This window comes from Nocardioides sp. Soil777 (genome assembly GCF_001428425.1).
GTDB classification, from domain to species: Bacteria; Actinomycetota; Actinomycetes; order Propionibacteriales; family Nocardioidaceae; genus Nocardioides; species Nocardioides terrigena.
The window spans coordinates 616,909-637,775 of the sequence record NZ_LMSN01000001.1; the positions used below are offsets into that span (position 1 = coordinate 616,909).

General features: G+C 72.2%; 22 protein-coding genes. 6 read left to right on the top strand and 16 right to left on the bottom strand.

The genetic code is table 11. The features are described 5' to 3' along the window. Window positions 1-179 precede the first annotated feature (179 nt). From prfB to ASG88_RS03035, 3 genes are all read right to left on the bottom strand, one after another. Window positions 180-1,295 carry a peptide chain release factor 2 gene (prfB, locus tag ASG88_RS03025; RefSeq protein WP_056885880.1) on the bottom strand — a complete coding sequence of 372 codons (1,116 nt, stop codon included), beginning with the start codon at window positions 1,293-1,295 and terminating at the stop codon, window positions 180-182. 100 nt (window positions 1,296-1,395) lie between these two features. After that, the gene (locus tag ASG88_RS03030) at window positions 1,396-2,187 is read right to left on the bottom strand and encodes a hypothetical protein (RefSeq protein WP_056885881.1); all 792 of its coding nucleotides are present in this window, start codon (window positions 2,185-2,187) and stop codon (window positions 1,396-1,398) included. Window positions 2,188-2,264: 77 nt separating this feature from the next. Continuing rightward, window positions 2,265-3,071: a hypothetical protein gene (locus ASG88_RS03035; RefSeq protein ID WP_056885882.1), complete on the bottom strand. Its 807-nt coding sequence runs from the start codon at window positions 3,069-3,071 to the stop codon at window positions 2,265-2,267. A 171-nt stretch (window positions 3,072-3,242) separates the two neighbouring features. Between ASG88_RS03035 and ASG88_RS03040 the strand changes: the two genes are divergently transcribed. After that, window positions 3,243-3,875, top strand: a complete 633-nt coding sequence (locus ASG88_RS03040; protein ID WP_056885883.1) for a 2'-5' RNA ligase family protein — start codon at window positions 3,243-3,245, stop codon at window positions 3,873-3,875. Window positions 3,876-4,212: 337 nt separating this feature from the next. Here ASG88_RS03040 and ASG88_RS03045 read toward each other — a convergent pair whose 3' ends face one another. From ASG88_RS03045 to ASG88_RS03080, 8 genes are all read right to left on the bottom strand, one after another. Continuing rightward, a complete protein-coding gene (locus tag ASG88_RS03045) occupies window positions 4,213-4,653 on the bottom strand; it encodes a pilus assembly protein TadG-related protein (RefSeq protein WP_056885884.1) in 441 nt (146 codons plus the stop codon). 37 nt (window positions 4,654-4,690) lie between these two features. Beyond that, window positions 4,691-5,155 carry a hypothetical protein gene (locus ASG88_RS03050; protein WP_056885885.1) on the bottom strand — a complete coding sequence of 155 codons (465 nt, stop codon included), beginning with the start codon at window positions 5,153-5,155 and terminating at the stop codon, window positions 4,691-4,693. After that, the gene (locus ASG88_RS03055) at window positions 5,152-5,544 is read right to left on the bottom strand and encodes a TadE/TadG family type IV pilus assembly protein (RefSeq protein WP_235534703.1); all 393 of its coding nucleotides are present in this window, start codon (window positions 5,542-5,544) and stop codon (window positions 5,152-5,154) included. Before ASG88_RS03055 ends, ASG88_RS03050 begins: the two co-directional genes overlap by 4 nt. Window positions 5,545-5,549: 5 nt before the next feature. Continuing rightward, on the bottom strand, window positions 5,550-5,744 hold the full coding sequence (locus ASG88_RS03060) for a hypothetical protein (RefSeq protein WP_056885886.1): 195 nt from the start codon (window positions 5,742-5,744) through the stop codon (window positions 5,550-5,552). Window positions 5,745-5,792: 48 nt separating this feature from the next. Next, window positions 5,793-6,734 carry a type II secretion system F family protein gene (locus tag ASG88_RS03065; RefSeq protein ID WP_056885887.1) on the bottom strand — a complete coding sequence of 314 codons (942 nt, stop codon included), beginning with the start codon at window positions 6,732-6,734 and terminating at the stop codon, window positions 5,793-5,795. Next, window positions 6,731-7,585 (bottom strand): type II secretion system F family protein, encoded by an 855-nt coding sequence (locus ASG88_RS03070; protein ID WP_056885888.1) that lies wholly within the window; start codon window positions 7,583-7,585, stop codon window positions 6,731-6,733. Before ASG88_RS03070 ends, ASG88_RS03065 begins: the two co-directional genes overlap by 4 nt. Continuing rightward, a complete protein-coding gene (locus ASG88_RS03075) occupies window positions 7,585-8,838 on the bottom strand; it encodes a CpaF family protein (protein WP_056885889.1) in 1,254 nt (417 codons plus the stop codon). The genes ASG88_RS03070 and ASG88_RS03075 overlap by 1 nt, the downstream gene beginning before the upstream one ends. 103 nt (window positions 8,839-8,941) lie before the next feature. Then, complete coding sequence (locus ASG88_RS03080; protein ID WP_056885890.1) at window positions 8,942-9,328, bottom strand: VOC family protein; 387 nt, start codon at window positions 9,326-9,328, stop codon at window positions 8,942-8,944. A gap of 76 nt (window positions 9,329-9,404) precedes the next feature. Between ASG88_RS03080 and ASG88_RS03085 the strand changes: the two genes are divergently transcribed. From ASG88_RS03085 to ASG88_RS03100, 4 genes are all read left to right on the top strand, one after another. Next, a complete protein-coding gene (locus ASG88_RS03085; protein ID WP_157559521.1) occupies window positions 9,405-10,130 on the top strand; it encodes a TetR/AcrR family transcriptional regulator in 726 nt (241 codons plus the stop codon). 102 nt (window positions 10,131-10,232) lie between these two features. Further along, window positions 10,233-11,321 carry an SDR family oxidoreductase gene (locus tag ASG88_RS03090; protein ID WP_056886054.1) on the top strand — a complete coding sequence of 363 codons (1,089 nt, stop codon included), beginning with the start codon at window positions 10,233-10,235 and terminating at the stop codon, window positions 11,319-11,321. A 25-nt stretch (window positions 11,322-11,346) separates the two neighbouring features. Next, complete coding sequence (locus ASG88_RS03095) at window positions 11,347-13,407, top strand: dehydrogenase (RefSeq protein WP_056885892.1); 2,061 nt, start codon at window positions 11,347-11,349, stop codon at window positions 13,405-13,407. Further along, window positions 13,404-14,732, top strand: a complete 1,329-nt coding sequence (locus ASG88_RS03100) for a wax ester/triacylglycerol synthase family O-acyltransferase (RefSeq protein WP_200956318.1) — start codon at window positions 13,404-13,406, stop codon at window positions 14,730-14,732. The genes ASG88_RS03095 and ASG88_RS03100 overlap by 4 nt, the downstream gene beginning before the upstream one ends. 219 nt (window positions 14,733-14,951) lie before the next feature. On the opposite strand, the gene ASG88_RS03105 is transcribed toward ASG88_RS03100, so the two are convergent. From ASG88_RS03105 to ASG88_RS03125, 5 genes are all read right to left on the bottom strand, one after another. Next, window positions 14,952-16,169 carry a sensor histidine kinase gene (locus ASG88_RS03105; RefSeq protein ID WP_056885894.1) on the bottom strand — a complete coding sequence of 406 codons (1,218 nt, stop codon included), beginning with the start codon at window positions 16,167-16,169 and terminating at the stop codon, window positions 14,952-14,954. 3 nt (window positions 16,170-16,172) lie between these two features. After that, entirely contained in the window at window positions 16,173-16,862 is a 690-nt protein-coding gene (locus ASG88_RS03110) for a response regulator transcription factor (protein WP_056886055.1), read from the bottom strand. A gap of 383 nt (window positions 16,863-17,245) precedes the next feature. Further along, window positions 17,246-18,139 carry a non-homologous end-joining DNA ligase gene (ligD, locus tag ASG88_RS03115; protein WP_082599806.1) on the bottom strand — a complete coding sequence of 298 codons (894 nt, stop codon included), beginning with the start codon at window positions 18,137-18,139 and terminating at the stop codon, window positions 17,246-17,248. Next, entirely contained in the window at window positions 18,139-18,831 is a 693-nt protein-coding gene (locus ASG88_RS03120; RefSeq protein WP_056885895.1) for a L,D-transpeptidase family protein, read from the bottom strand. The genes ligD and ASG88_RS03120 overlap by 1 nt, the downstream gene beginning before the upstream one ends. Further along, window positions 18,828-19,772, bottom strand: coding sequence for an ATP-dependent DNA ligase (locus tag ASG88_RS03125; RefSeq protein ID WP_056885896.1), 945 nt, complete (start codon window positions 19,770-19,772; stop codon window positions 18,828-18,830). The genes ASG88_RS03120 and ASG88_RS03125 overlap by 4 nt, the downstream gene beginning before the upstream one ends. Before the next feature lie 16 nt (window positions 19,773-19,788). Here ASG88_RS03125 and ASG88_RS03130 point away from each other — a divergent pair, with 16 nt between their 5' ends. Further along, complete coding sequence (locus ASG88_RS03130; RefSeq protein WP_056885897.1) at window positions 19,789-20,763, top strand: Ku protein; 975 nt, start codon at window positions 19,789-19,791, stop codon at window positions 20,761-20,763. Window positions 20,764-20,867: the final 104 nt, after the last annotated feature.

Consider the following 20,867-nt stretch of genomic DNA (forward strand, 5'->3'; position numbering starts at 1 on the left):
CGGACGGCGGCACGCGCCGGGTGGGAGCACGCTGAGGGTGCTCCTGCCCCGCCTCGGTGGCTGGCGGCGTACGACACCACGGGCGACCGCCAGCACGGCAACCGGCGGCGTACGACGAGGATCGCGGGGATCCGGATGTCGTACGCCGCCGGTTGTGCGCGTGTCGGGAGACCGGTCGGTCAGGCCTCGACCTTCTCGGCGCCCCGTCGCCAGCGGATGCCGGCCTCGAGGAACGCGTCGATGTCGCCGTCGAAGACCGCCTGCGGGTTGCCGGACTCGTAGGAGGTCCGGAGGTCCTTGACGATCTGGTAGGGGTTGAGCACGTAGTTGCGCATCTGGTCGCCCCACGAGGCCTGGACGTCGCCGCGCAGGCCGTCGAGGTGGGCCTTCTCCTCGGCCTTCTTCAGCGCCAGCAGCTTGGCCTTGAGGACCACCATGGCCGAGGCCTTGTTCTGCAGCTGCGACTTCTCGTTCTGACAGCTCACGACGGTCCCGGTCGGGATGTGCGTGAGGCGCACGGCGGAGTCGGTGGTGTTGACGGACTGGCCGCCGGGGCCGCCCGAGCGGTAGACGTCGACGCGGATCTCCTCGTCGGGGATCTCGATCTCGTCGGTCTGCTCGAGCACGGGCACGACCTCGACGGCGGCGAACGACGTCTGGCGGCGGCCCTGGTTGTCGAAGGGGCTGATCCGCACGAGGCGGTGGGTGCCGGCCTCGACGGAGAGCGTGCCGTAGGCGTACGGCGCGTGGATGGCGAAGGTGGCGGACTTGAGGCCGGCCTCCTCGGCGTACGACGTCTCGTAGACCTCGACGGGGTACTTGTGCTGCTCGGCCCAGCGCATGTACATGCGCATCAGGGTCTCGGCGAAGTCCGCCGCGTCGACGCCGCCGGCACCGGAGCGGATGCTGACCAGCGCCTCGCGGGCGTCGTACTCACCGTTGAGCAGGGTGCGGATCTCGAGGGACTCGACGGACTTCTTGATGCGGAGCAGCTCGCGCTCGGAGTCCTCGAGGGAGGAGGCGTCCCCCTCCTCCTGCGCCATCTCGACCATCAGCGCGAGGTCCTCGATGCGCGAGTCGAGGCCGGTGAACTTGTCGAGCTCGCCCTGGAGGGTCGAGAGGCGCCCGGTGATGCGCGTGGCGCTGTCCACGTCGTCCCACAGGTCGGGCGCGGCCACCTGCTCGCCGAGGTCGGCGATCTCGCGGCGCATCGTGTCCAGGTCGAGGACCTGACCGATGGTCTTCATGGTCGCCTGGAGCTGCTTGATCTCTGCTTCGAAGTCGGTACTCGCCACAAGGACCCACACTACGGCTCGGGTGTGAGGAGTGTCGAAAGGCAGCACGCCGGAAGCACCGCCGACCCCCGTGGGCGGCGCTCCCGGCGTGGTCCGGGGGCTACCTCGTGCAGCGGACCTCCGGGACGAGCACGGCCGGGTAGCTGGCCGGGTCGGCGTTGGAGAAGAGGTCGTAGCGCAGCGTGAGCGCGCCGGTGAGGTCGGTGGTCGAGGGGACCACCTGGCCCTTCACCAGCGTCTGGTCGACCGTGGTCACCCCGTCGAGGGCGAGCGTGATGCGGGACGAGGAGCCCACGGCGGCGCTGTCGTGCATGGAGTACGTCGTGCGCAGGTCGGTGCACAGGCCCTTCAGCGGGTACTCGACGTACGACGCCGCGCCGCGGGTGAAGGGCTGGAAGGAGAAGGCGTAGGGCACGCCGCCGACGAGCGCGGTGCTGGACACGGCGATGTTCTCGAAGGCCCCCTTCGGACGCTGGGCGAGCTTCTGCCACTCGTAGACGCGGACCGCGACGACCGGGCTGGTCCCCCTCCTCACCCCGTTGGAGCGGAGCTTGACGACGCGGTACTGGTGGGTCCCGTAGGCGCTGGGCTCGTCGGTGAACAGGTAGGTGCCGTTGCGCTTGATCGTCGCCCTGCCGGTGACGGTCCACTTCCTGAGGCCGGCGCCGCGCTGCTCGAGGAAGACCCTCTTGCCGGCGGCACGCGGCGTCACCTTGCCGCGGACCTTGACCACGCCCTCACCGAGGTCCATCTCCTGGATGTTGACCTTGGCGGTGACGGTGTACGCCGCTGGCTTGCGGGCGTCGTCAGGGGCGGCGGTGGCGGTGGCCGCCACAGCCATCGGGCCGACGACCACGGCCGCGGCCGTGATCAGGGTGGTGAGACGCTTCATGAGGTCCTCCCGGTTGCTGTGGCGGCCCGCACCGGGCCTCTTCGGATCCTAGGACCGTCGACGCCGGTGCGACATGGCTACTTCGTGCAGCGGATCTCCGGGGTCGCGACGACCGGACGGGACACCGGGGACGCGCTGGAGGTGAGCTCGTAGCGCAGGCGGAACGCGTCCGTCAGGTCGGTCGTCGACTCGACGACCTGCCCGACGACGAGGCCCTGGTCGACCTTCGTCACGCCGTCGACGAGCAGCTTGACCGCCCCGGTGGACCCGCTCTCGGAGCGGTCGTCGAGGGCGTAGGTCGTGCGGAGGTCGGTGCACAGGCGGCCGAGGGTGAACTCGACGTACGCCGGGGCGCCAGGTGTGTTCACCACGAGGCTCGGCCAGTACTCCGTTGTGCCGATGGTGGCCGTGGTGAGGGTGTGGACGTTCTGCGTGGCGCCGGTCGTCCGCCTCCCGAGCAGCTCCCACCGGTAGACGTCGACGGAGAGGACCTTGCTGGTCCCCTTGCGGATGCCCTGGCCCGCGGGCTTGAGCACGCGGTACTCGCGGGTGCCGGACACGCTCGGCTCGTCCTTGAGCAGGAAGGTGCCGTTGCGCTTGACCTTCGCCTTGGTGCTGACGGCCCACTTCGTCTTGCCGTCGAGACGCTGCTGGAGGACGACCTTGGCCCCGGCGGCGCGCGGCGTGACCTTGCCGCGGACCTTGACGACGTCCTCGCCGACGGTCACGACGTCCTTGTTCACCTTCGCCGTGACCGTGTACGCCGCCGCGCGGCGCTCGGTGGTGTCCGCGGCCTGCGCGGTGGTCGTGGTCAGGGCGAGCGGACCGGCGACCATGACCGCCGCGGCGGCCAGCGAGACGAGGGTGGTGGTGGTGCGGTGCATGAGGTTCTCCCGTGTCAGTGGGGCCCGTGCGGGCCCGTTGCGGGGAGGAGATGCGGCGAGCGTGGAAAAGGTTGCGGATGGCGAGCGGTGAATGCGCGGAGCGCCGGTGTGGTTGTCATGCTGTGTCCGTCGTCCCCGTGGGGGCGGCGATCTCTCGGAGGAAAGGCACCCGTGTACCTGAGCGCAGTCCTGCTCCCCCCGCTGGCCCAGCGGGAGGAGGTCGCGGCCCTGCTGGCGGACGTCGGCGGGCGGATGGGCGCGCCGGCGGTCGAGTCGCGCAAGCGCTGGGGGCGGTCGCGTCCGTCGTCCCCGACCGCTGGCGAGGCGCCGGCGCTCACCCCTCTGTCGGTGGGGCTGATGGCGGTGCACGTGACGAAGTTCGGCTACGTGGAGCCGGAGGCGGGGAGCCGGTTGCGGACCACCCTGGAGCGCGACGCCCTTGGGTGGACGGCACCGACGGTGCACGTCACCGGCGAGCTGAGCACCCACGGGTCCGACGAACGGCTCCACCTCGCGCTCGGCGGCGAGGTCGACGGCCTGCGCGCCGTCTTCCGCGAGATCACCGACTCTGCCAAGCGGGCCGGCTTCATGCTCGACCGCCGCTCCTTCAGGCCGCTGCTGCCCGTCGCGGACCTGGACGACGGGGTCTCGGACGAGGCGCTCGCCACCCTGGTGGCCGGGCTCGAGGACTTCGCCGGCACTCCGTGGCCGGTCGACGTCGTCACGCTGGCCAGGCTCGGGTTCGGGTCCAGCGACGAGCTGACCGAGGTGGCCACGATCCCGATCGGCGCATCCGCCGGCTGAGCCTGCCTGGTCGATGGTGCCCGCCGCGCGGCCGCCACTGACACGTGCGGGGGCGTCGTCACGCCGACGCGGGCTCGAACGAGATCAGACCACCCGTCGGCGACCTTCCCAGGTCGGTGCCGGCGGGTGGTCTGGTCGAAACCTGGCTTCCCCCGGACGCTCAGGCCCCCCTGTGACCACTGACGGTAGATCCACAACGGGCTATGCGGCAGACCCAGATGACCTATGGACACGTAGTCACTTCGGGCAGCATGATCCGCGATCCCCAGGGCCTGCCGACCTCGATGTTTCCGGCAAAGACGGGCGCGCCTCTCGCCCGGGTGACAGGCGGCCAGGTTCACCCCGCCGGCTCGATGGTGACAGCCGCGCGGCCGGTGGCCGAGACGGTGGGCCGGCTCGGGGTGCCGGGAACGGTGAGCGGCAGGTCGAGCGGCGCGCTCAGGACCACCGTCACGGCACGGGCGGCGGGATCGACCCGGGCGACGACCGCGATGTCGCCGTACGTCTCGTAGGCACCGACCCGGCGCAGGTAGTCCTGCACCGCGACCCGGACCGCCCGCTCCTCCTGCAGGAGCCGCTCGGCCGGCAACCCCTCGGCGTACACGCCGGCGGAGCCGATGTCGGCGCCGTAGAGCGCCGCACCGTCGGCGAGGGTGTCGAGCGACTGGCGTTGCATGAAGGCCGAGGAGGCGTTGACGACGACAGCGATGGCCAGCACGAGGACCGCGGCGAGGCCCACGATCAGCGGGATGGCGGAGCCGCGATCGTCGCGCCTCATTCGTCCCCCTGGTTTCGACCCGGCGGTCGCGCCTCGCTCAACCACCATCAGCCGGTCCGCTGCCGCGTCCCGCCTCGACGTACTGGCCGATCGGCACCGTGTGGCTCGCCTCGAGGGCGAAGCTGCGACGCTCGGCAGCCAGCACCTCGGGCAGCAGCGGCATCTCGACGCGGGACCGGATCTCCACCGTGATGACGGCCGTGCCGGTGTGGCAGTTGGCGAGCCCACCGCACGAGACCCGGACGTCGGCCACCATGCCATCGCTGCCCTGGTCGGCCAGAGTCTGCGTCGCCACGGCCTCGGCCCGTGCCCGCCCCGTCGCGTCGTCGGGGGCCAGCGCGAAGGCGCGAGCGGCGGCCCGCGCCGCCCCGTTGACCGCGAAGGCACCCCGCTGCACCTCGAAGACCGAGATCACGATCCAGGTCAGCGGGATGAAGAGCACGAGCCCGACCCAGCAGAACTCGACGAGGGCGCTCCCCCGCTCGTCGCGCGCCCGCCTCACGGCGCCTCCTCACGGATCGCGTTGCCGCTGACCGAGAACTCGATCGCGATGCCGCCGAGACCCAGGGTGGGCACCCGGGCGTCGATGGTGAGCTCGTACGCCGCGGCACCACCGATGGAGACCGGCTCCACGCGGATCGCCCGCGCGTAGTCCGGCGAGACGGCGCCGACGATCTGCTCGCGCGCCTCGTCCACCCCGTCCTGAGGCGTCGCGCCCGCCACTGCGGCCGACCGGGCGCCCTCGGCGGCGGCCGAGGAGAGGGTGTTGCGCACGTGCAGCACCAGGGCGAGCTGGAGCAGCCCGATGAACAACGGCAGCAGCACGACGAGGGCCATCACGAAGTCCACGACGGCCGAGCCGCGCTCCCCCCGGTGCCGGACGGCGGGCACCGGGCCTACTTGACCTGGTTGAAGGCCGCGCTGAGCAGGCCCTTGAGGGGTTCCTCGGCGAAGGTGAAGATCGCGATGGCCAGGCCGACGGTCATCACCGTGACCATGACCCAGCCCGGCACGTCGCCGCGCTCGTCACGACGCGGTGCCGTGACCGAGAGCCAGGACCGGAGCAGGAGCTCCGTGAGTGGTGTGTGCATGGGTACCCCCGAGGGTTGAGTGGATGGATGGGTCTGTGAGACAGGTGGTCAGGGCACGACGAGGCGCAACCCGAGGGCGCCGGGGAAGAACGCGAACAGCACGGTCACGGGCAGGACGAGGAAAACGACTGGCGCCATCATGAAGACCTCCTTGCGGGCGGCGGTCTCGATGAGTGCGCGGCGGCCGGCCTCGCGCACGTCGCCCGCCTGGGCGTGCAGCACGTCGGCCAGGGGCGTGCCACGCTCGATGGAGACGGCGATGCCGGTGGCGAATCGCGCCACCATCGGCACCCCCGTGGCGGCGGCCAGCTGCTCGAAGGCGGCCGCGACGGGGGTGCCGGTCCGGATCCGGGCGAGGACACGGCCGAGCTCGGCGGACAGCTCACCGCCGCTGCGTCGTACGACGCGGTCGAGGGCGGCGACCGGGCTCTCCCCCGCCGCCACGGCCAGCGCCAGCATCTCGGCCAGGGCCGGGAACTCCAGGATCATCTGTCGCTCGCGCTCGGTGGCCCGGGAGGAGAGCCGGTTGTCGCGCAGCAGCACTCCCGCCGCGAAACCGAACAGGCACAGGCCCAGGGCCGCCACCGGGTTGACCCCGCCGGTGAGCGACCGCAGCAGCTGCAGCGCCGCGGCCACCGCGAAGCCACCGAGCCCCCACATCACCTGCTCGACGCGGAACTCGTGCACGGACTTGTCGAGGCCGGCGCGGACGAGGCGGCGGCGTACGGACGCCTCGCCGCCCAGCACCCGCTCGACACCGTCGGCCGCCGCGCGCAGGAACGGCCCGAAGATCCCGGCCGCCGCGACGGTCGGCGAGGCCGAGGCGACCTTGAGGGCCGGGGTGCGACCGACCTGCGGCAGGTCACGGACGTACGGCGTGACGCGCAGCGCGAGCTGCGGTCGCCGGATGGCGAGCACGCGTACGACGACCAGCAGCAGCCCGCCGGCCGCCAGCGCGCCGAGGACCGCACCCCACATCGCGAGCGTCATGCCAGGATCCGCCGCTCGACGGGCAGCCGGCCGATGCGCATCATCAGGCGGTAGGCGAGCACGCACAGCGCGGCTCCGACGGTGAGGACCACGACCCCGGCCGGTGAGGAGAACGCCTGCACCGAGCCGGTCTGGAAGGACATCAGCAGCAGCACGACCCAGGGAGCGGACACGGCCAGGCGGGCACCGTTGACCGTCCAGGCCTGGCGTGACTCGAGCTCGGAGCGGGTGCGGGCCTCGTCCCGGAGGTATCCCGACAGGTTGCGCAGCAGGCGGCCGAGCTCGCCGCCGCCCACCTCGCGGGCGATCCGGAGACCCTCGACGACCCGGTCGCCGACGGGATCGGCCAGGCGCGCCTTGAGCAGGTCGAGCGACTCGTGGAAGCGGCCGGTCACCTGGTAGTCCAGCGCGAACCCCTCGAACGCGTCGCGCAGCGCCTCGGGACCGTTGGTTCCGAGCGCCCCGAGGGCGTCCGGCAGGGACATGCCGGCGCGCACGGCGCTGGCCAGGTTGTCGACGGCGTCGGGCCAGACCTCGGCGAACTCCCGCTGCCGGCGGGCGGCCCGCTGGCGCAGCACCAGGACCGGTGCCCAGCCCGCCATCAGCGCGAAGACGACCGCCACCGGGACCGTCCTCGACACCGCCTGGATGACGACGAACGCGACCACGGCGAGCACGACGCAGAGCAGCACCAGGCTGGTCACCGACACATCACCGAGCCCCGCGCGGGCGAGCAGCTGCTCCGCACGCGTGCCGCCCGGCCGCCGGGGTCGCGGTGCGCGCGGCAGGAAGAAGGCGGACCAGACCAGCAGCAGCCCGACCCCGACACCGAGCCCGATGAGCGCACCCATCAGCGGCCCCCGGCCAGGATCTGGTGGACGTCGATCCCGATACGCTGGAAGCGCTCCAGCCGGGTCGGCGTGCCCGGGGCCCGACGCAGCTCGCCGTCGCTGCGCTCGAAGAGCGGCTCGGTCTCGATGATGTCGTTCTCCACCCGGCCGGGGACGGAGACGATCTCGTTGACGCGGCGTACGCCGTGCTCATCGATCCCCAGGTGCACGACCAGGTCCACGGAGCTGGCCACGGTCGGCACGACGAAGCGGGCCGAGATGTTCTCTCCGGCCAGCAGCGGGAGGGTGCACATCTTGACCAGCGCCTCACGGGCACTGTTGGCGTGCAGGGTGCACATGCCGGGGAGACCTGCGTTGAGCGCGAGCAGCAGGTCGAGGCACTCCTCGGCCCGCACCTCCCCCACGACCACCCGGCTCGGCCGCATCCGCAGCGCCTCCTTGACCAGGTCGCGCAGGGCGATCTCGCCGGTGCCCTCGAGCCCCGCCTGCCGGGTCTGCATGGGCACCCAGTCGGGATGGTTGAAGCGGAGCTCGAAGACCTCCTCCGCGGAGATCACCCGGTCGCCACCGGGGATCGCGGCGGCCAGGCAGTTGAGGAACGTCGTCTTGCCGGCTTGCGTGCCGCCAGCGACGAGGACGTTGAGCCCTGCCCGGATCGAGGCGTCGAGGAAGGTCGCCGCCTGCTGCGACAGGCTGCCGAGCTCGACCAGGTCGCTCATCCGGCTCGCGCGCACCACGAACTTGCGGATGTTGACCGCCGAGAAGCCACGGCTGATGCCCTCGAGCACCACGTGCAGACGGTGCCCCTCGGGGAGCATCGCGTCGACGAAGGGCTGGCTGAGGTCGATCCGCCGGCCGCTGGACTTGAGCATCCTCTCGACCAGCTCGTGCACCTGCGCCGCGCTGAGCATCAGGTTGGTGAGCTCGTGCCGACCCCGCCGGGCGATGAAGACCCGGCTGGGGTCGTTGATCCAGATCTCCTCGACCTCGGGATCGTCGAGGAAGGGCTGCAACGGACCGAAGCCCGACACCCGGGCGATCAGCTCGCCCACGACCCCGTCGGGATCTGCGACCGGCACGACCGCACCCGTCAGGCTGCGCTCGTCGTGGCGGCGTACGACGTCCTCCGCGATGCGGCGCACCAGACCGGCGTCACGCTGGGGGTCGACGCCGTCCGAGCGCACGCGCTCGCGCACCTGTCCGTCGAGCATCTCGACGAGCTCGCTGTGCGAGTCCTGGCGTGTGACGGTCATCCGAGTCCCCCGTCCCGAGTGGGTTTCTGCGCGACAACCTACCCACGCACGGGCGACTCACACACCGGCGAAGGTTAAGCCTGTGGACAACCCCCGTGCCCGGTCACTCGGGGGCGGTCACCCACTGGACGAGCTGCCAGACGAGCCCGTTGGGGTCGGCGAACTGGCAGTAGCGCTCGCCCCACGGCTCGGTCTCCGGCGGCGTGACGACCCGGGCGCCGGTGGCGGCGATCCGGGTGAACTCGGCGTCGACGTCGTCGACCACGAAGGCCAGCAGCGTGCCCCGGCCCGCGGGGCCAGCGACCTCCGCCGGCTTGAACGACGACAACCCGGTGCGCAGGAAGGCCAGGTGGACCCCGGCGGTCGGGTGCTCGACGGACACGAAGCCGTCGGCGGACATCGCCTCGGTGAAGCCGAGCTCCGCGGCGAAGGCGGCCGAGGCCTCGATGTCGGCGACGTTGAGCGAGATGGCGGTGGCGGTGATGTTCATACTGGACTCCTGTCGATACGTGGTACGCCGTACAACGTACGCTGTTATAGGAATGTTCCCGGACCAGGAGACGACCGTGCCGCTCCCCCTGATCGACCTCCTGTGGCGTGACCACCCGGACGCACCGACGGGCGGGCAGCGCGGACCCCGGGCCCGCGTGACGACCGGGGCAGTGGTGGAGGCGGCCATCCGGCTGGCCGACGCCGACGGGCTGGCCGGGGTGACCATCCGCCGGCTGGCCGGCGAGCTCGGCGTCTCGACGATGTCGGTCTACACGCACGTCAACAACCGCGACGACCTGCTGGTCCTGATGGCCGACGCGGCCCACCAGCGCACGGACCGCGCGCCGTACGGTCGGGCCGGCTGGCGGTCCCGGGTGCGCCGGGTGGCGGAGGACAACCTGGCGCTGCTCCAGCAGCACCCGTGGCTGGTCGACGTCGCCGACGACCGCACCGCCCTCGGACCCGGGACGATCGCGAAGTACGACCACGAGCTCGCCGCCCTGGCGCCGCTCGGGCTCGACGACGCCACCTGGGACGCGGCCCTCACGTTCGTCCTCGACTTCGTGCGGGCGAGCGCCCGGGCACTGCGGCCCCAGCCCCGGGCCGGCGAGATGGCGGAGCACTGGCCCGAGTGGAGCCCCCGCCTCGCCGCCTACCTGGGTGACGACCACCCCCTCGCCCAGCGCGTGGGTGCCGCGGCCGGCGAGGCCATGGGCGGCCCCGGCAGTCCGTCGCTCGCCTGGGACTTCGGCCTCGCCCGGGTCCTGGACGGCCTCGAGGGCCTGTCGCCCCAGGGATAGCCGTTTGGTCCGTGCCCGGAGGGGACGTTCGGCACTGGGGGTGCCCGGTCTGCGCTGACAGGCTGGACGGGACGAGATGCCGACGACGAGGTGGAGGGCGCGATGACCGCGCTGTTGATGACCGGGTTCCCCGGCTTCCTGGGCTCGGCCCTGCTGCCCCGGCTGCTGGCGCGGCGACCGGGCGTGCACGCGGTCTGCCTGGTCCAGGCCCGGCACCTGGCCGACGCCCGCGAGCGGCTCGCCGGGATCGAGGCGGACGAGCCGCACGTGGCCGGCCGGGTCCGCGTGGTGCTGGGCGACGTCGCCGCCCCGGGTCTCGGCCTCAGCAGCGCCGACGAGCACGTGCTCGAGGACGTCACCGAGGTCTGGCACCTGGCGGCCGTCTACGACCTCACGGTGGGCGAGGAGCTGGCGCACCGGGTCAACGTGGTCGGCACCGACCGGGTGCTCGACCTGTGCCGCAGCCTGCCGGGGCTCGAGCGGCTGCACCACGTGAGCACCTGCTACGTCAGCGGGCGCCACGAGGGCGAGCTCCGCGAGGACGAGCTGGACGTCGGCCAGGAGTTCCGCAACCACTACGAGTCGACGAAGTACGACGCCGAGCTGCTGGTGCGCCGGGCCATGGCCGCCGGGATGCCCGCGACGATCTACCGCCCCGGCATCGTGGTGGGAGACTCCCGCACCGGGGCGACCCAGAAGCTCGACGGCCCCTACTTCCTAGCCACCTTCCTGCGCCGCCAGCCGCCGATCGCCGTCGTCCCCGCCGTCGCCGACCCCGACGTGGTCCGCTTCTGCCTGGTCCCCCGCGACTTCGTCATCGACGCCATGGACCGGCTGTCGGTGCTGGACGTGTCGCTGGGCCGGACCTACGCCCTCACCGACCCGGACCCGCCGACCGTGCGCGAGCTGGTGGACGCGTTCGCCGCACGACTGGGCAAACGGGTCATCTGGGTGCCGCTGCCACTGGCGCTCACCCGCGCCGTGGTCTCGCTGCCCCTCGCCGAGCGGCTGATGGGCCTGCCCGTCGAGGCCCTCGACTACTTCGCCTCCCCCACGACGTACGACACCACCCACACGACCACCGACCTCGCCGGCACGGGCGTGACCTGCCCCCGTTTCGAGGACTACGCGGACCGGCTCCTCGACTACATGGTCGAGCACCCCGAGCTCGACTCCGCGGCCATGGTCTGACGCCGACGGACATGGAGGACGCGACATGACACCCAGGACCCCCGTGGTCGTCAACATCAGCCTGATGGGCCCCGAGTGGGACCACGACACCCGGGTGACCTTCCTCGGCCAGCGGTTCCGGATCGTCCGCCGCGGCACGTCCGGGGACGTCGACGCCGCCCGCGGGCTCGTCCGGGAGTGGGCGCCCCAGGCCGCCGCCGTCGCCGTCACGGGCGTCCGCGACGCGCGGGTCACCGGCCTGTACGGCGGCGAGCTGCGGGCGCGCGAGCGGCTGATGGCCGAGGCCGGGTCGACCCCCGTGACGGACGGCTCCCAGCTCCTCGAGGTCCTCCAGGAGTGGGCGGTGCGGCGCGTCGAGACCGAGATGCCGGGCTACTTCACCAACGCCAGGACCGTCGTGCTCGGCGGGCGGCACCACGACCGCACGGTCCGCATCCTGCGCGAGCACACCGACAACGTCCAGCACGCCGACCCGATGCTGCGCCTGGGCCTGCCGGACCGCCTGCACACCAACCCGGTGCTGGGGCTCGCCGCCGACGCCGTGGGCGGCGCGACCGGGCTGGCCCTGCGCCTCGTCCCCGACGGGGTGCGGACGCAGGCCGCCGCGCCGGGCCACCTCGCCGCGCACGCGCTGGCCCGCAAGGCCGCACGCGACTGCGACGTCCTCGTCGCGACGTACGACGAGCTGACCGGCTTCGGGCTCGAGGACCTGGCCGGCAAGACCCTCATCACCTCGGAGACCTCGCCGGACCGGCTGGCCGACCTGGGTGACCGGGGCGTGGACCTGGTCGTCGACGTGACGCCGCAGCCGTTCGACGGCGTGACGGTAAACGCGGCCACGCTCGAGGCGCTGATGACGGCGTCGGTCCACCGGGGCAGCACGCTCACCCACGACGACCTCCTCGACATGATCGTCTCCGCCGGGCTGGAGCCACGGCTGCTGCAGCCCAACGGGCCCCGGCGCAAGAGCCGGTTCGCGTTCGTCATCCACCCGCTGTCGCAGCAGTACCTGCGCAACGTCGAGCCGCTGCGCACCATCTCGCGCATCGCGCCGGCGCCGGTGATGGACCTGGTCGAGAAGGCCGTGGCCTACAGCCCGCCGTTCACCTACAGCCACGTCACCGGCATCACCTCCCCCACCGGTGCCGAGGCGGAGGGCTGGCTCATCTCCGTCGGGGGCACGCCGCACGAGATGATGGCCCACAGCCCGGAGTTCACCTACAAGCGCCTCCTCGTCGCGGCGGACACCGCCCGTAAGCTCGGGGCGCAGATCATGGGACTGGGCGCGTTCACCAAGGTCGTCGGCGACGCCGGGGTGACGGTCGCGCGGCAGGCCCCGCTGCCCGTGACGACCGGCAACAGCTACAGCGCGTCGGGCGCGCTGTGGGCCGCGCACGAGGCGCTGCGCCAGCTCGGCCTGGCCGAGGTCGACGCCGACGGGGCCCTGCGGGGCAACGCGATGGTCGTCGGGGCCACGGGGGCCATCGGGTCGGTCTGCGCGCGGCTCCTCGCCGTCGCCGAGGCCCGGCTGTGGCTGGTCTCGCCGGAGTCGGCCAAGCTGCTGGCGCTCAAGGAGCTGATCGAGCGGGAGCACCCGGGCGCCGAGGTGCACATCGCGGCCACTCCCGACGAGGCCCTCACCGACATGGACCTGATCGTCACGGCCACCTCGGGGGCCGGCAAACGGGTCCTCGACATCATGGCCGTCAAGCCCGGCTGCGTGATCACCGACGTCGCCCGCCCCCTCGACCTGTCGGCCGAGGACGTCGCCAAGCGCCCCGACGTACTCGTGATCGAGTCCGGTGAGATCGAGCTGCCGGGCGACGTGCAGATGCGCGACATCGGGCTCCCCAAGAACGTCGCCTACGCGTGCCTGGCCGAGACCGTGGTCCTGGCGCTGGAGGGGCGATACGAGACCTTCACCGTCGGCCGCAACATCGAGTGGGAGAAGGTCAAGGAGATCTACCGGCTCGGGCTCAAGCACGGCATGCGGCTGGCCACCATCTCGGGCGTCAACGGTGTCCACACCCCCGACGACATCGCCCGGGTCCGCGACCTCGCCCTGGCAGCCGGAGCGCAGTCATGACCACAGGGACCCGTCGGACGATGGGCGGCGCCGACGCCATGTGGCTGCACGCCGACCGGCCCAACCACCTGATGGTGATCGACGGGATCATGTGGACCGAGCAGCCGCTCGACTGGGCGCGCCTGAAGGAGACCATCCAGGAGCGCCTGGTCGACACCTACCCGGTCTTCCACCAGCGGCCCGTCGACCCGGCCCGCCCGTGGGACCTGCCGGGATGGGAGGACGACCCGGACTTCAGCCTGTCCCACCACCTCCACCACGCCAAGCTCCGCAGGCCGGGCGGCCCCGCTCAGCTGCGCGCCTTCCTCGAGTCCAAGGTCAGCCGGCCCCTCGACCGGAGCCGACCGTTGTGGGAGGCGTGGCTCGTCGACGGGTACGGCGAGGGCTCGGTCGTCTTCACCCGCCTGCACCACGCCATGGCCGACGGGATGGCCCTGGCGCAGGTGATGCTGACGCTCACCGACGCGTCGCCGGACGGCCATCCGGACCGGCCGACGCGCGCTCCCCAGCAGGGCCGGTCCCTCGTCTCGCTGGCCACGGGACTGGTGCGCAGCACCCTGAGCCTGCCGCGGGTCCCGGGCACGGCGCTCCAGGGCCTGGCGGTCACCCGCAAGCTCCTGCTCGACGTACTCCCCGAGACCCTGCTGAGCCGCGACCCCGGGGTGGCCAAGCGGCTGGCCTGGTCGCAGCCCCACCCGCTCGCCGAGGTCAAGGCCATCGGACGCAGCACCGGGAGCACCGTCAACGACGTGCTCATCGCCGCGCTATCGGGTGCGCTGGCGCGCTACCTCGACTCCTTCGACGAGGCGGTCGACCACCTGACGACCATGGTCCCGGTCAACATCCGGCCCGTGGACCAGCCGCTGCCCCGCGAGCTCGGCAACAAGTTCGCCCTGGTCATGCTCCACCTCCCCACGGCCGAGATGTCGGTGCTGCAACGGCTCGACGAGGTGCACCGCCGGATGGCACACATCAAGCAGTCGCCGGAGGTCTTCATCACCTCGGCCATGGCCGAGGGCATCGGGCACCTGCACGCCATCGAGAAGCCGCTCGTCGACTTCTTCGCCGGCAAGGCCATCGGCGTCACCACCAACGTGATGGGGCCGACGGAGCCTCGCTACCTCGCGGGGGTCGAGGTCACCGGGGTCCTCGGCTGGGTGCCGGGGTCGGGCGGCCAGACGCTGGGCGTGTGCATCTTCAGCTACGCCGACACCGTCCGGATCGGCTTCAAGGTCGACGCCGCCACGGTGCCGGACCCCGAGCAGCTGATCGCGTTCTTCGACGCCGAGCTCGCCTCCCTGCAGGAGGCGGCGCTCGACGGGTGAGGCCCGGGTGCACGGCCCCCTCCCCGGGGTAGTCCGTGACGATCGGACCCCACCTCGAGCCCATCAGGGGTCCGTCCGTCACGGACTACCCACACCAGGGCCTAGCCTCGGGGTAGTTGGGGACGAAGTGGTCGGCGAGACCGCGGGTCGGCCCACCAGATCGTCCCCAACTACCCGGCGGGGATCGGGGCTGCGGCTGGGCCGGTCACGGCCCGCGCCTCAGCGACGCGGCAGCAGGATCTCGAGCTGGTCGACGGTGGCGTCGCCGGTGTAGCGCCCGCCGAGCACCTCGGTGATGGTGCGGGCGGCGTCGGCGTTGGCGCGCAGCTGGGTGGCGACGGCCAGGGAGCCGGTGCCGGCGACGTACGCCGTGGTGGAGCCGGAGCGGACGGTGACCCTCACGTGCTCGTCCTGGCCGGCGAAGCGGATCATCACCGGGCCGGAGCCGGACTCGGTGACGTCGCGCAGCACGCTGTCGAGGAGCTGCTCGACCGGGCCGGGGGTCAGCAGCATCTCGGGCCCGCTGTCCACGAACGCCTTGACCTCGCGGTTCTCGGGCAGCAGGCCGCGCCACCGCTGGGCGATGTGGGAGCCGAGTGCGAGGAGGCTGACCTCGGCGCCCTCGACCAGGGCACGGCCGCGGGCGAAGTCCAGCAGCTCGGCGATGGTGTGGTCGAGGCGCTCGACGTCGGACAGGCAGCGTGCCGTCGTACGCCGCACGTCGGGATCGAGGTCGCGTCGCAGGGTGAGCTCCTCGAGCTCGAGCCGCATCCCGGTGAGCGGGGTGCGCAGCACGTGCGAGGCGTGGTGGAAGAAGTCGCGGTCGCGGCGCAGCGACTTCTGGAGGCGCTGCGAGCTGGCGCGCAGCGAGTCCGAGATCGAGACGACCTCGGGGATGCGGGAGCGGGGCGGCTCGATGTCGAAGCGGCCGCGCCCCAGGGCGGCGGCCGACTCGGCCAGGTCGCGGAAGGGACGCGACAGGGCGGAGGCCATGGCCAGGCCGAGGACGGCCGCCAGGGCGAGCAGTCCCACCATGAGCGCGATCAGCGGCCCTCGCGCCGAGTCCAGGACGGCGGCGGTGACGGTCTCGTCCTGCACGAGCGTCACGGTGGAGTCACCGACGGTGCTCGAGGCACTCACGTCCTGGGCAGCGGCGTCGAAGCCGGCGCCGTCCACGACGACGTCGTCCTGGCCGGGCCGCTCCACGACCAGGCGGACGTGCGGTGCCACCAGATCGGACAGGGACGCGACGTCCACGGGTCGGTCGGACTGCTCGAGTCCCTCCACGACCCGGCCGACCACGAGCGACTGCTGCTGCAGGTCGTCGGTCTCCGAGGCGTGGACGACGTCACCGAGGGTCATGGCACGGACCGCTCCGGCCACGACGATGATCACCAGTGCGAGGCCCACGAAGGCGAGAGTGAGCCTCTCACGCATGGGTCAGTCCCCGCCCTCGAGGCGGAAGCCCACCCCGCGGATGGCGATGACCCGGTCGGAGGACCCGGCCTCCTCCAGCTTGTTGCGGAGGCGGCCGATCGTGACGTCGAGCGTCTTGGTGGAGCCGAACCAGTTCTCGTCCCACACCTCGCTCATCAGCTGCTCGCGGGGCACGACCTTGTCGCGGTGGGCGGCGAGGAGCGCGAGCACGTCGAACTCCTTGGCGGTCAGCGCGACCTCGGCGTCGGCCAGCATCACGCGGCGGGCGTCGGTGTCGATGCGCAGCGCGGAGGGGTCGATCTCCGGCTCGTCGGCCGGGGCGGCGTTGGCCTGGCTGCGTCGCAGCAGGGCGCGGACCCGGGCCTGGAGCTCGGCGAGGCCGAAGGGCTTGGAGAGGTAGTCGTCGGCGCCGAAGTCGAGGCCGACCACGCGGTCGAGCTCGCCGGCGCGTGCGGTGACGATCATGATGCCGCCCTCGAAGCCGCCGTCGCGGGCGGCGCGGCACACGTCCAGGCCGTCCATGTCGGGGAGGCCGAGGTCGAGGATGAGGATGTCGGCCGACGACGACGCGAGGTGCGCGAGCGCCTCCCGACCACTGGGCACCCAGGTGACTTCGTAGCCCTCGCGCTCCAACGTGCGGACGAGCGGAAACGCGATGTCTTCTTCGTCCTCGACGACCAGTACCTGTGCCATGTCCGCGAGCATAGTTGCGACGGGCTCGTCGAGCTCGGCTAACAGCATGGCGGTGTCCTCGGCCTCGGGAGGCATTCGTCGCGGGCAACCGCTGGGGGAGCTGGATGGCCCGGCCGACGAAGGGGGTCCGTCGGCCGGGCAGTCCCAACCCACCACGGTTGCTTGGGTGCCGACCGAGGTCGACAGGACCAACGTAGGGACGGGGCCGTCACGTCGCTCCCACCGAGGGCCCACGTGGACCACACATCTGCTCCACCGTTCGGTAACAGCAGTCCCACCCGCCTCAGAGGGGCGCGGGACACCCTCGGAGTACGACGCCACGCGCGGGCGTCAGGTCGTCTCCGGGACGTCGTACGACACTCCCCCGGACGGGCCCGCCGACCTCAGGGCAGGAACAGGTCGCCGTGGTCCTGCACCCGCTCGAGGACCTCCTCGAAGCGGAACTGGTCCAGACCGACGGGGTCCTCGGCGCCCTCCTCCACCTCGTCCCACGCGATCGGGGTGGCGACCGTGGGGAGCGCCCGGCCGCGCAGCGAGTAGGGCGAGATCGTGGTCTTGGAGCCGGAGTTCTGCGACCAGTCGAGGAACACCTTGCCGGGACGCTTGGCCTTGGTCATCGTCGCCGTGACGAGTGCGGGGTGGGCGGCCTGGAGCTCCTCGGCCACCTCCCTGGCCAGCGCGGTGGTGCCCTCGCTGTCGAGCTGCCGCGGCAGCGCGGCGTACAGGTGGAGGCCCTTGCTGCCGCTGGTGACCGGGCTGCACGCGAGGTGGCGATCGGCCAGGGCGTCGCGGACCAGCAGGGCCACCCGGCAGCACTCGTGCAGGCTCGCCGGCTCGCCCGGGTCGAGGTCGATGACGAGGCGGTCGGGCTTGCGGGGTCGGCCGGCCTTCGTGACCGTCCACTGGTGCACGTGCAGCTCGAGCGCGGCGAGGTTGGCCAGCCAGGTGAGCGTGGCGAGGTCGTCGCAGATCGGGAAGTCGAGGGTGTCGCGGTCCGACTGGGCCCGGCTGCCCGTCGTCGGCACGCTGGCCGTGCGCACCCACGACGGGGTGCCGGCGGGCTTGTTCTTCTCGAAGAAGCTGGAGCCCTCCACCCCGTGCGGCCAGCGGATCCGGGTCACGGCCCGGTCGCGCAGGTGCGGGAGCAGTACCCCGGAGACGGTGGCGTAGTAGTTGAGCACCTCGCCCTTGGTGGTGCCGGTGCGCGGGTAGAGCACCTTGTCGAGGTTGCTGATCGTCAGGGTGCGGCCCTCGACGTCGACCTGCATCTCGGCCATCAGCGACCGATCGCGATCACCGGCGCGGCGGCCGGGTCGAGCCGTCGTACGAGCGCGCGCAGGAAGCGTCGTGGCGCGGACACGCAACCGGCCGTCGCCCCGCGGCCGTTGACGTGCAGGAAGATCCCCGATCCGCGGTGCCTCACCTGCTCGACATTGAAGCCGGTGACGATCGACCACTCGTACGGCCGGCGGTAGTCGGTCAGCCGCTCGGACGCGTTCGGGTCGGACGACGGCAACCACCACCGGAAGCCGCCCTGGCGCTGGTTGCGGTAGCGGTTGTAGTGCGGCGACGCGTTGTCCTGGACCCAGTGGTCGCCGCGCCGGATGCGGCGGTAGTCGAGCGCCCCCGCGTCGCGTCGGGGGTGGGTGCCGAAGACGGAGAGCAGTCCGTAGGTGCCCAGCGGGGTGGTGCCGGTGCCCTGCACCCGCCGGTCGCCGGGGACCAGCCCGCCATAGCCGGTGCGTCCGTCGTCGGTGCGCATGCGCGCCACCCACTCCCCCGCCACCAGGCGCCAGTACGTCACCCGCGCCCGGTGGCCGACGGTGTGGTTGACCGTCACGACCTGGGTGGTGGCCGGGCCGGCCGCGACGCGCACGCCGTCGAGGACCAGCGCGGACGGGGCCGCGGCCGCTGCCTGCGCGGGGGCCAGCGGCAGCACGAGCAGCAGCGCGGCGAGCACGGTCCTCACGCGGGGTCCTCCATGAGGTCGTCCGGTCCGAGGTCGGTGCGGACGCCCCGGTACGACGGCTGGCGCAGCCGCTTGCCCGGCGTCCGGCTGTGGGTGTCGACGTCCACCACCACGAGCGGCTCCACCCAGCGGGTGCCGGTGGCGTCGACCCGCGGGACCTCGTCGGCGAACGCGCTGGTCTCGCGCTCGGAGCCGGCCAGCAGGTCGGTGAGCAGCCGGCTGGCCGCGCCCCCGATGCCGCTGCCGACCCGGCCGCGGTACATCAGGCCCTCGGGCGTCGGCTCCCCCACCAGCAGAGCGGCCAGCCGGTCGCTGGTGCCCTCCTGCGGACGCCAGCCGGCGACGACGTAGGAGAACCGGTGCCGGTGCGCGAGCTTGACCCAGTGCGGGCTGCGCGCGTCGAAGGTGTAGCGGGAGGAGAGCCGCTTGCTGACCACGCCCTCGAGCCCCTGCTGGAGGGTGGCGTCGAGGAGCATCGCCCCGTCGTCGTACGACGCCGGCACCTGCCACGTGCCGGACAGCCCCAGGCCCTCGAGGAGCTCGCGACGCTCCGCGAGCGGTCGGGCGGTGAGGTCCTCGCCGTCGAGGCGGAGCAGGTCGAAGACCATGTACGTCGCGGGGACACGCTCGGCGAGCCGGGCCGCGGTGGTCGCGGAGCGGACGTGCATCCGCTCCTGCAGGACCCCGAAGTCGGGCAGCCCGTCGGCGTTGAGCCCGATGATCTCCCCGTCGACGAGCAGGTCCCGGTCACCGAGCGGGCTGTCGTGGACGTCGGGCCACGCGATCGAGGCGTCGTTGCCGTTGCGGGTGACGAGCCGGGCGCGACCACCGCTCCCCTCCCGCACGTCGGCGAGGATCCGGACGCCGTCCCACTTCACCTCGTGCGACCAGCCCTCGCCGGTCGGGAGGTGGTCCGCCTTGGTGGCGAGCATCGGACGCATGGGACATGCTTACCCCATGCGAGCGATCTGGAAGGGAGCCGTCTCCTTCGGCCTGGTGAGCGTCCCCGTCAAGCTGTACGCCGCGACCGAGTCCCACGACGTGTCCTTCCGCCAGGTGCACGCCAAGGACGGCGGCCGCATCAAGTACCAGCGCGTCTGCAGCCTCGACGGCGAGGAGGTGCCCTACTCCGACATCGCCAAGGGCTACGAGACCGAGGACGGCGAGATGGTCATCCTCAGCGACGACGACATGGCCGAGCTGCCGGCGACGTCGTCGCGCGAGATCGCCGTCGAGAAGTTCGTGCCGAGCGACCAGATCGACCCGCTGCTCTTCGAGAAGTCCTACTACCTCGAGCCGGAGAAGTCCGGCGCCAAGCCCTACGCCCTGCTCCGCCAGGCCCTCAAGGACGCCGACCGGATGGCCGTGGTGACCGTGGCCCTCCGGCAGCGGACCTCGGTCGCGGTGCTGCGCGTGCGCCAGACCGAGCGCGGCGACGTCATCGTGCTCCAGACGATGATGTGGCCCGACGAGGTCCGGGTCCCCGACTTCGACGTCGAGGTCGGCGACGTCAAGGACACCGAGGTCAAGATGGCGCACATGCTCGTCGAGACGCTGGCCGGCGACTTCGACGCCTCGGAGTTCGAGGACGACTACGCCGGCGCCGTCGAGGCCCTGGTCAAGGCCAAGATCGAGGGCGGTGAGGTCAAGCGCACCGAGAGGTCCACCAAGACCTCCGGCGAGGTCGTCGACCTGCTCGCCGCGCTCCAGAAGTCGGTCGCCGCGGCGAAGACCGCCCGGGGCGAGGCCCCGGTCGACTCCGACTCCGACGATTCGGACTCGGGCGGCTCGACCCCGGCGAAGACGTCGACGGCCAGGAAGACAGCCGCGAAGAAGTCGGCTGCGAAGAAGGCCCCCGCCAAGAAGGCGGCCGCGAAGAAGACCGCGAAGAAGGCTCCCGCCAAGCGGGCCGCGGCCAAGAAGGCCAGCTGACCCGCTGACGAGTGTGCGTGGATGCACCGTCCCCGTGGCGCGCACGGTGCATCCACGCACACTCGTGACGCTCGCCCGGGAGCGGTGAGCAGGCGACATTCCCG

Bases quoted from the DNA above. Each gene is read 5' to 3' on its own strand.
- ASG88_RS03030 (WP_056885881.1), bottom strand. From the start codon at position 2,187: ATGAAGCGTCTCACCACCCTGATCACGGCCGCGGCCGTGGTCGTCGGC.
- ASG88_RS03035 (WP_056885882.1), bottom strand. From the start codon at position 3,071: ATGCACCGCACCACCACCACCCTCGTCTCGCTGGCCGCCGCGGCGGTC.
- ASG88_RS03045 (WP_056885884.1), bottom strand. From the start codon at position 4,653: ATGAGGCGCGACGATCGCGGCTCCGCCATCCCGCTGATCGTGGGCCTC.
- ASG88_RS03060 (WP_056885886.1), bottom strand. From the start codon at position 5,744: ATGCACACACCACTCACGGAGCTCCTGCTCCGGTCCTGGCTCTCGGTC.
- ASG88_RS03065 (WP_056885887.1), bottom strand. From the start codon at position 6,734: ATGACGCTCGCGATGTGGGGTGCGGTCCTCGGCGCGCTGGCGGCCGGC.
- ASG88_RS03070 (WP_056885888.1), bottom strand. From the start codon at position 7,585: ATGGGTGCGCTCATCGGGCTCGGTGTCGGGGTCGGGCTGCTGCTGGTC.
- ASG88_RS03075 (WP_056885889.1), bottom strand. From the start codon at position 8,838: ATGACCGTCACACGCCAGGACTCGCACAGCGAGCTCGTCGAGATGCTC.
- ASG88_RS03080 (WP_056885890.1), bottom strand. From the start codon at position 9,328: ATGAACATCACCGCCACCGCCATCTCGCTCAACGTCGCCGACATCGAG.
- ASG88_RS03090 (WP_056886054.1), top strand. From the start codon at position 10,233: ATGACCGCGCTGTTGATGACCGGGTTCCCCGGCTTCCTGGGCTCGGCC.
- ASG88_RS03095 (WP_056885892.1), top strand. From the start codon at position 11,347: ATGACACCCAGGACCCCCGTGGTCGTCAACATCAGCCTGATGGGCCCC.
- ASG88_RS03100 (WP_200956318.1), top strand. From the start codon at position 13,404: ATGACCACAGGGACCCGTCGGACGATGGGCGGCGCCGACGCCATGTGG.
- ASG88_RS03105 (WP_056885894.1), bottom strand. From the start codon at position 16,169: ATGCGTGAGAGGCTCACTCTCGCCTTCGTGGGCCTCGCACTGGTGATC.
- ASG88_RS03110 (WP_056886055.1), bottom strand. From the start codon at position 16,862: ATGGCACAGGTACTGGTCGTCGAGGACGAAGAAGACATCGCGTTTCCG.
- ligD (WP_082599806.1), bottom strand. From the start codon at position 18,139: ATGGCCGAGATGCAGGTCGACGTCGAGGGCCGCACCCTGACGATCAGC.
- ASG88_RS03125 (WP_056885896.1), bottom strand. From the start codon at position 19,772: ATGCGTCCGATGCTCGCCACCAAGGCGGACCACCTCCCGACCGGCGAG.
- ASG88_RS03130 (WP_056885897.1), top strand. From the start codon at position 19,789: ATGCGAGCGATCTGGAAGGGAGCCGTCTCCTTCGGCCTGGTGAGCGTC.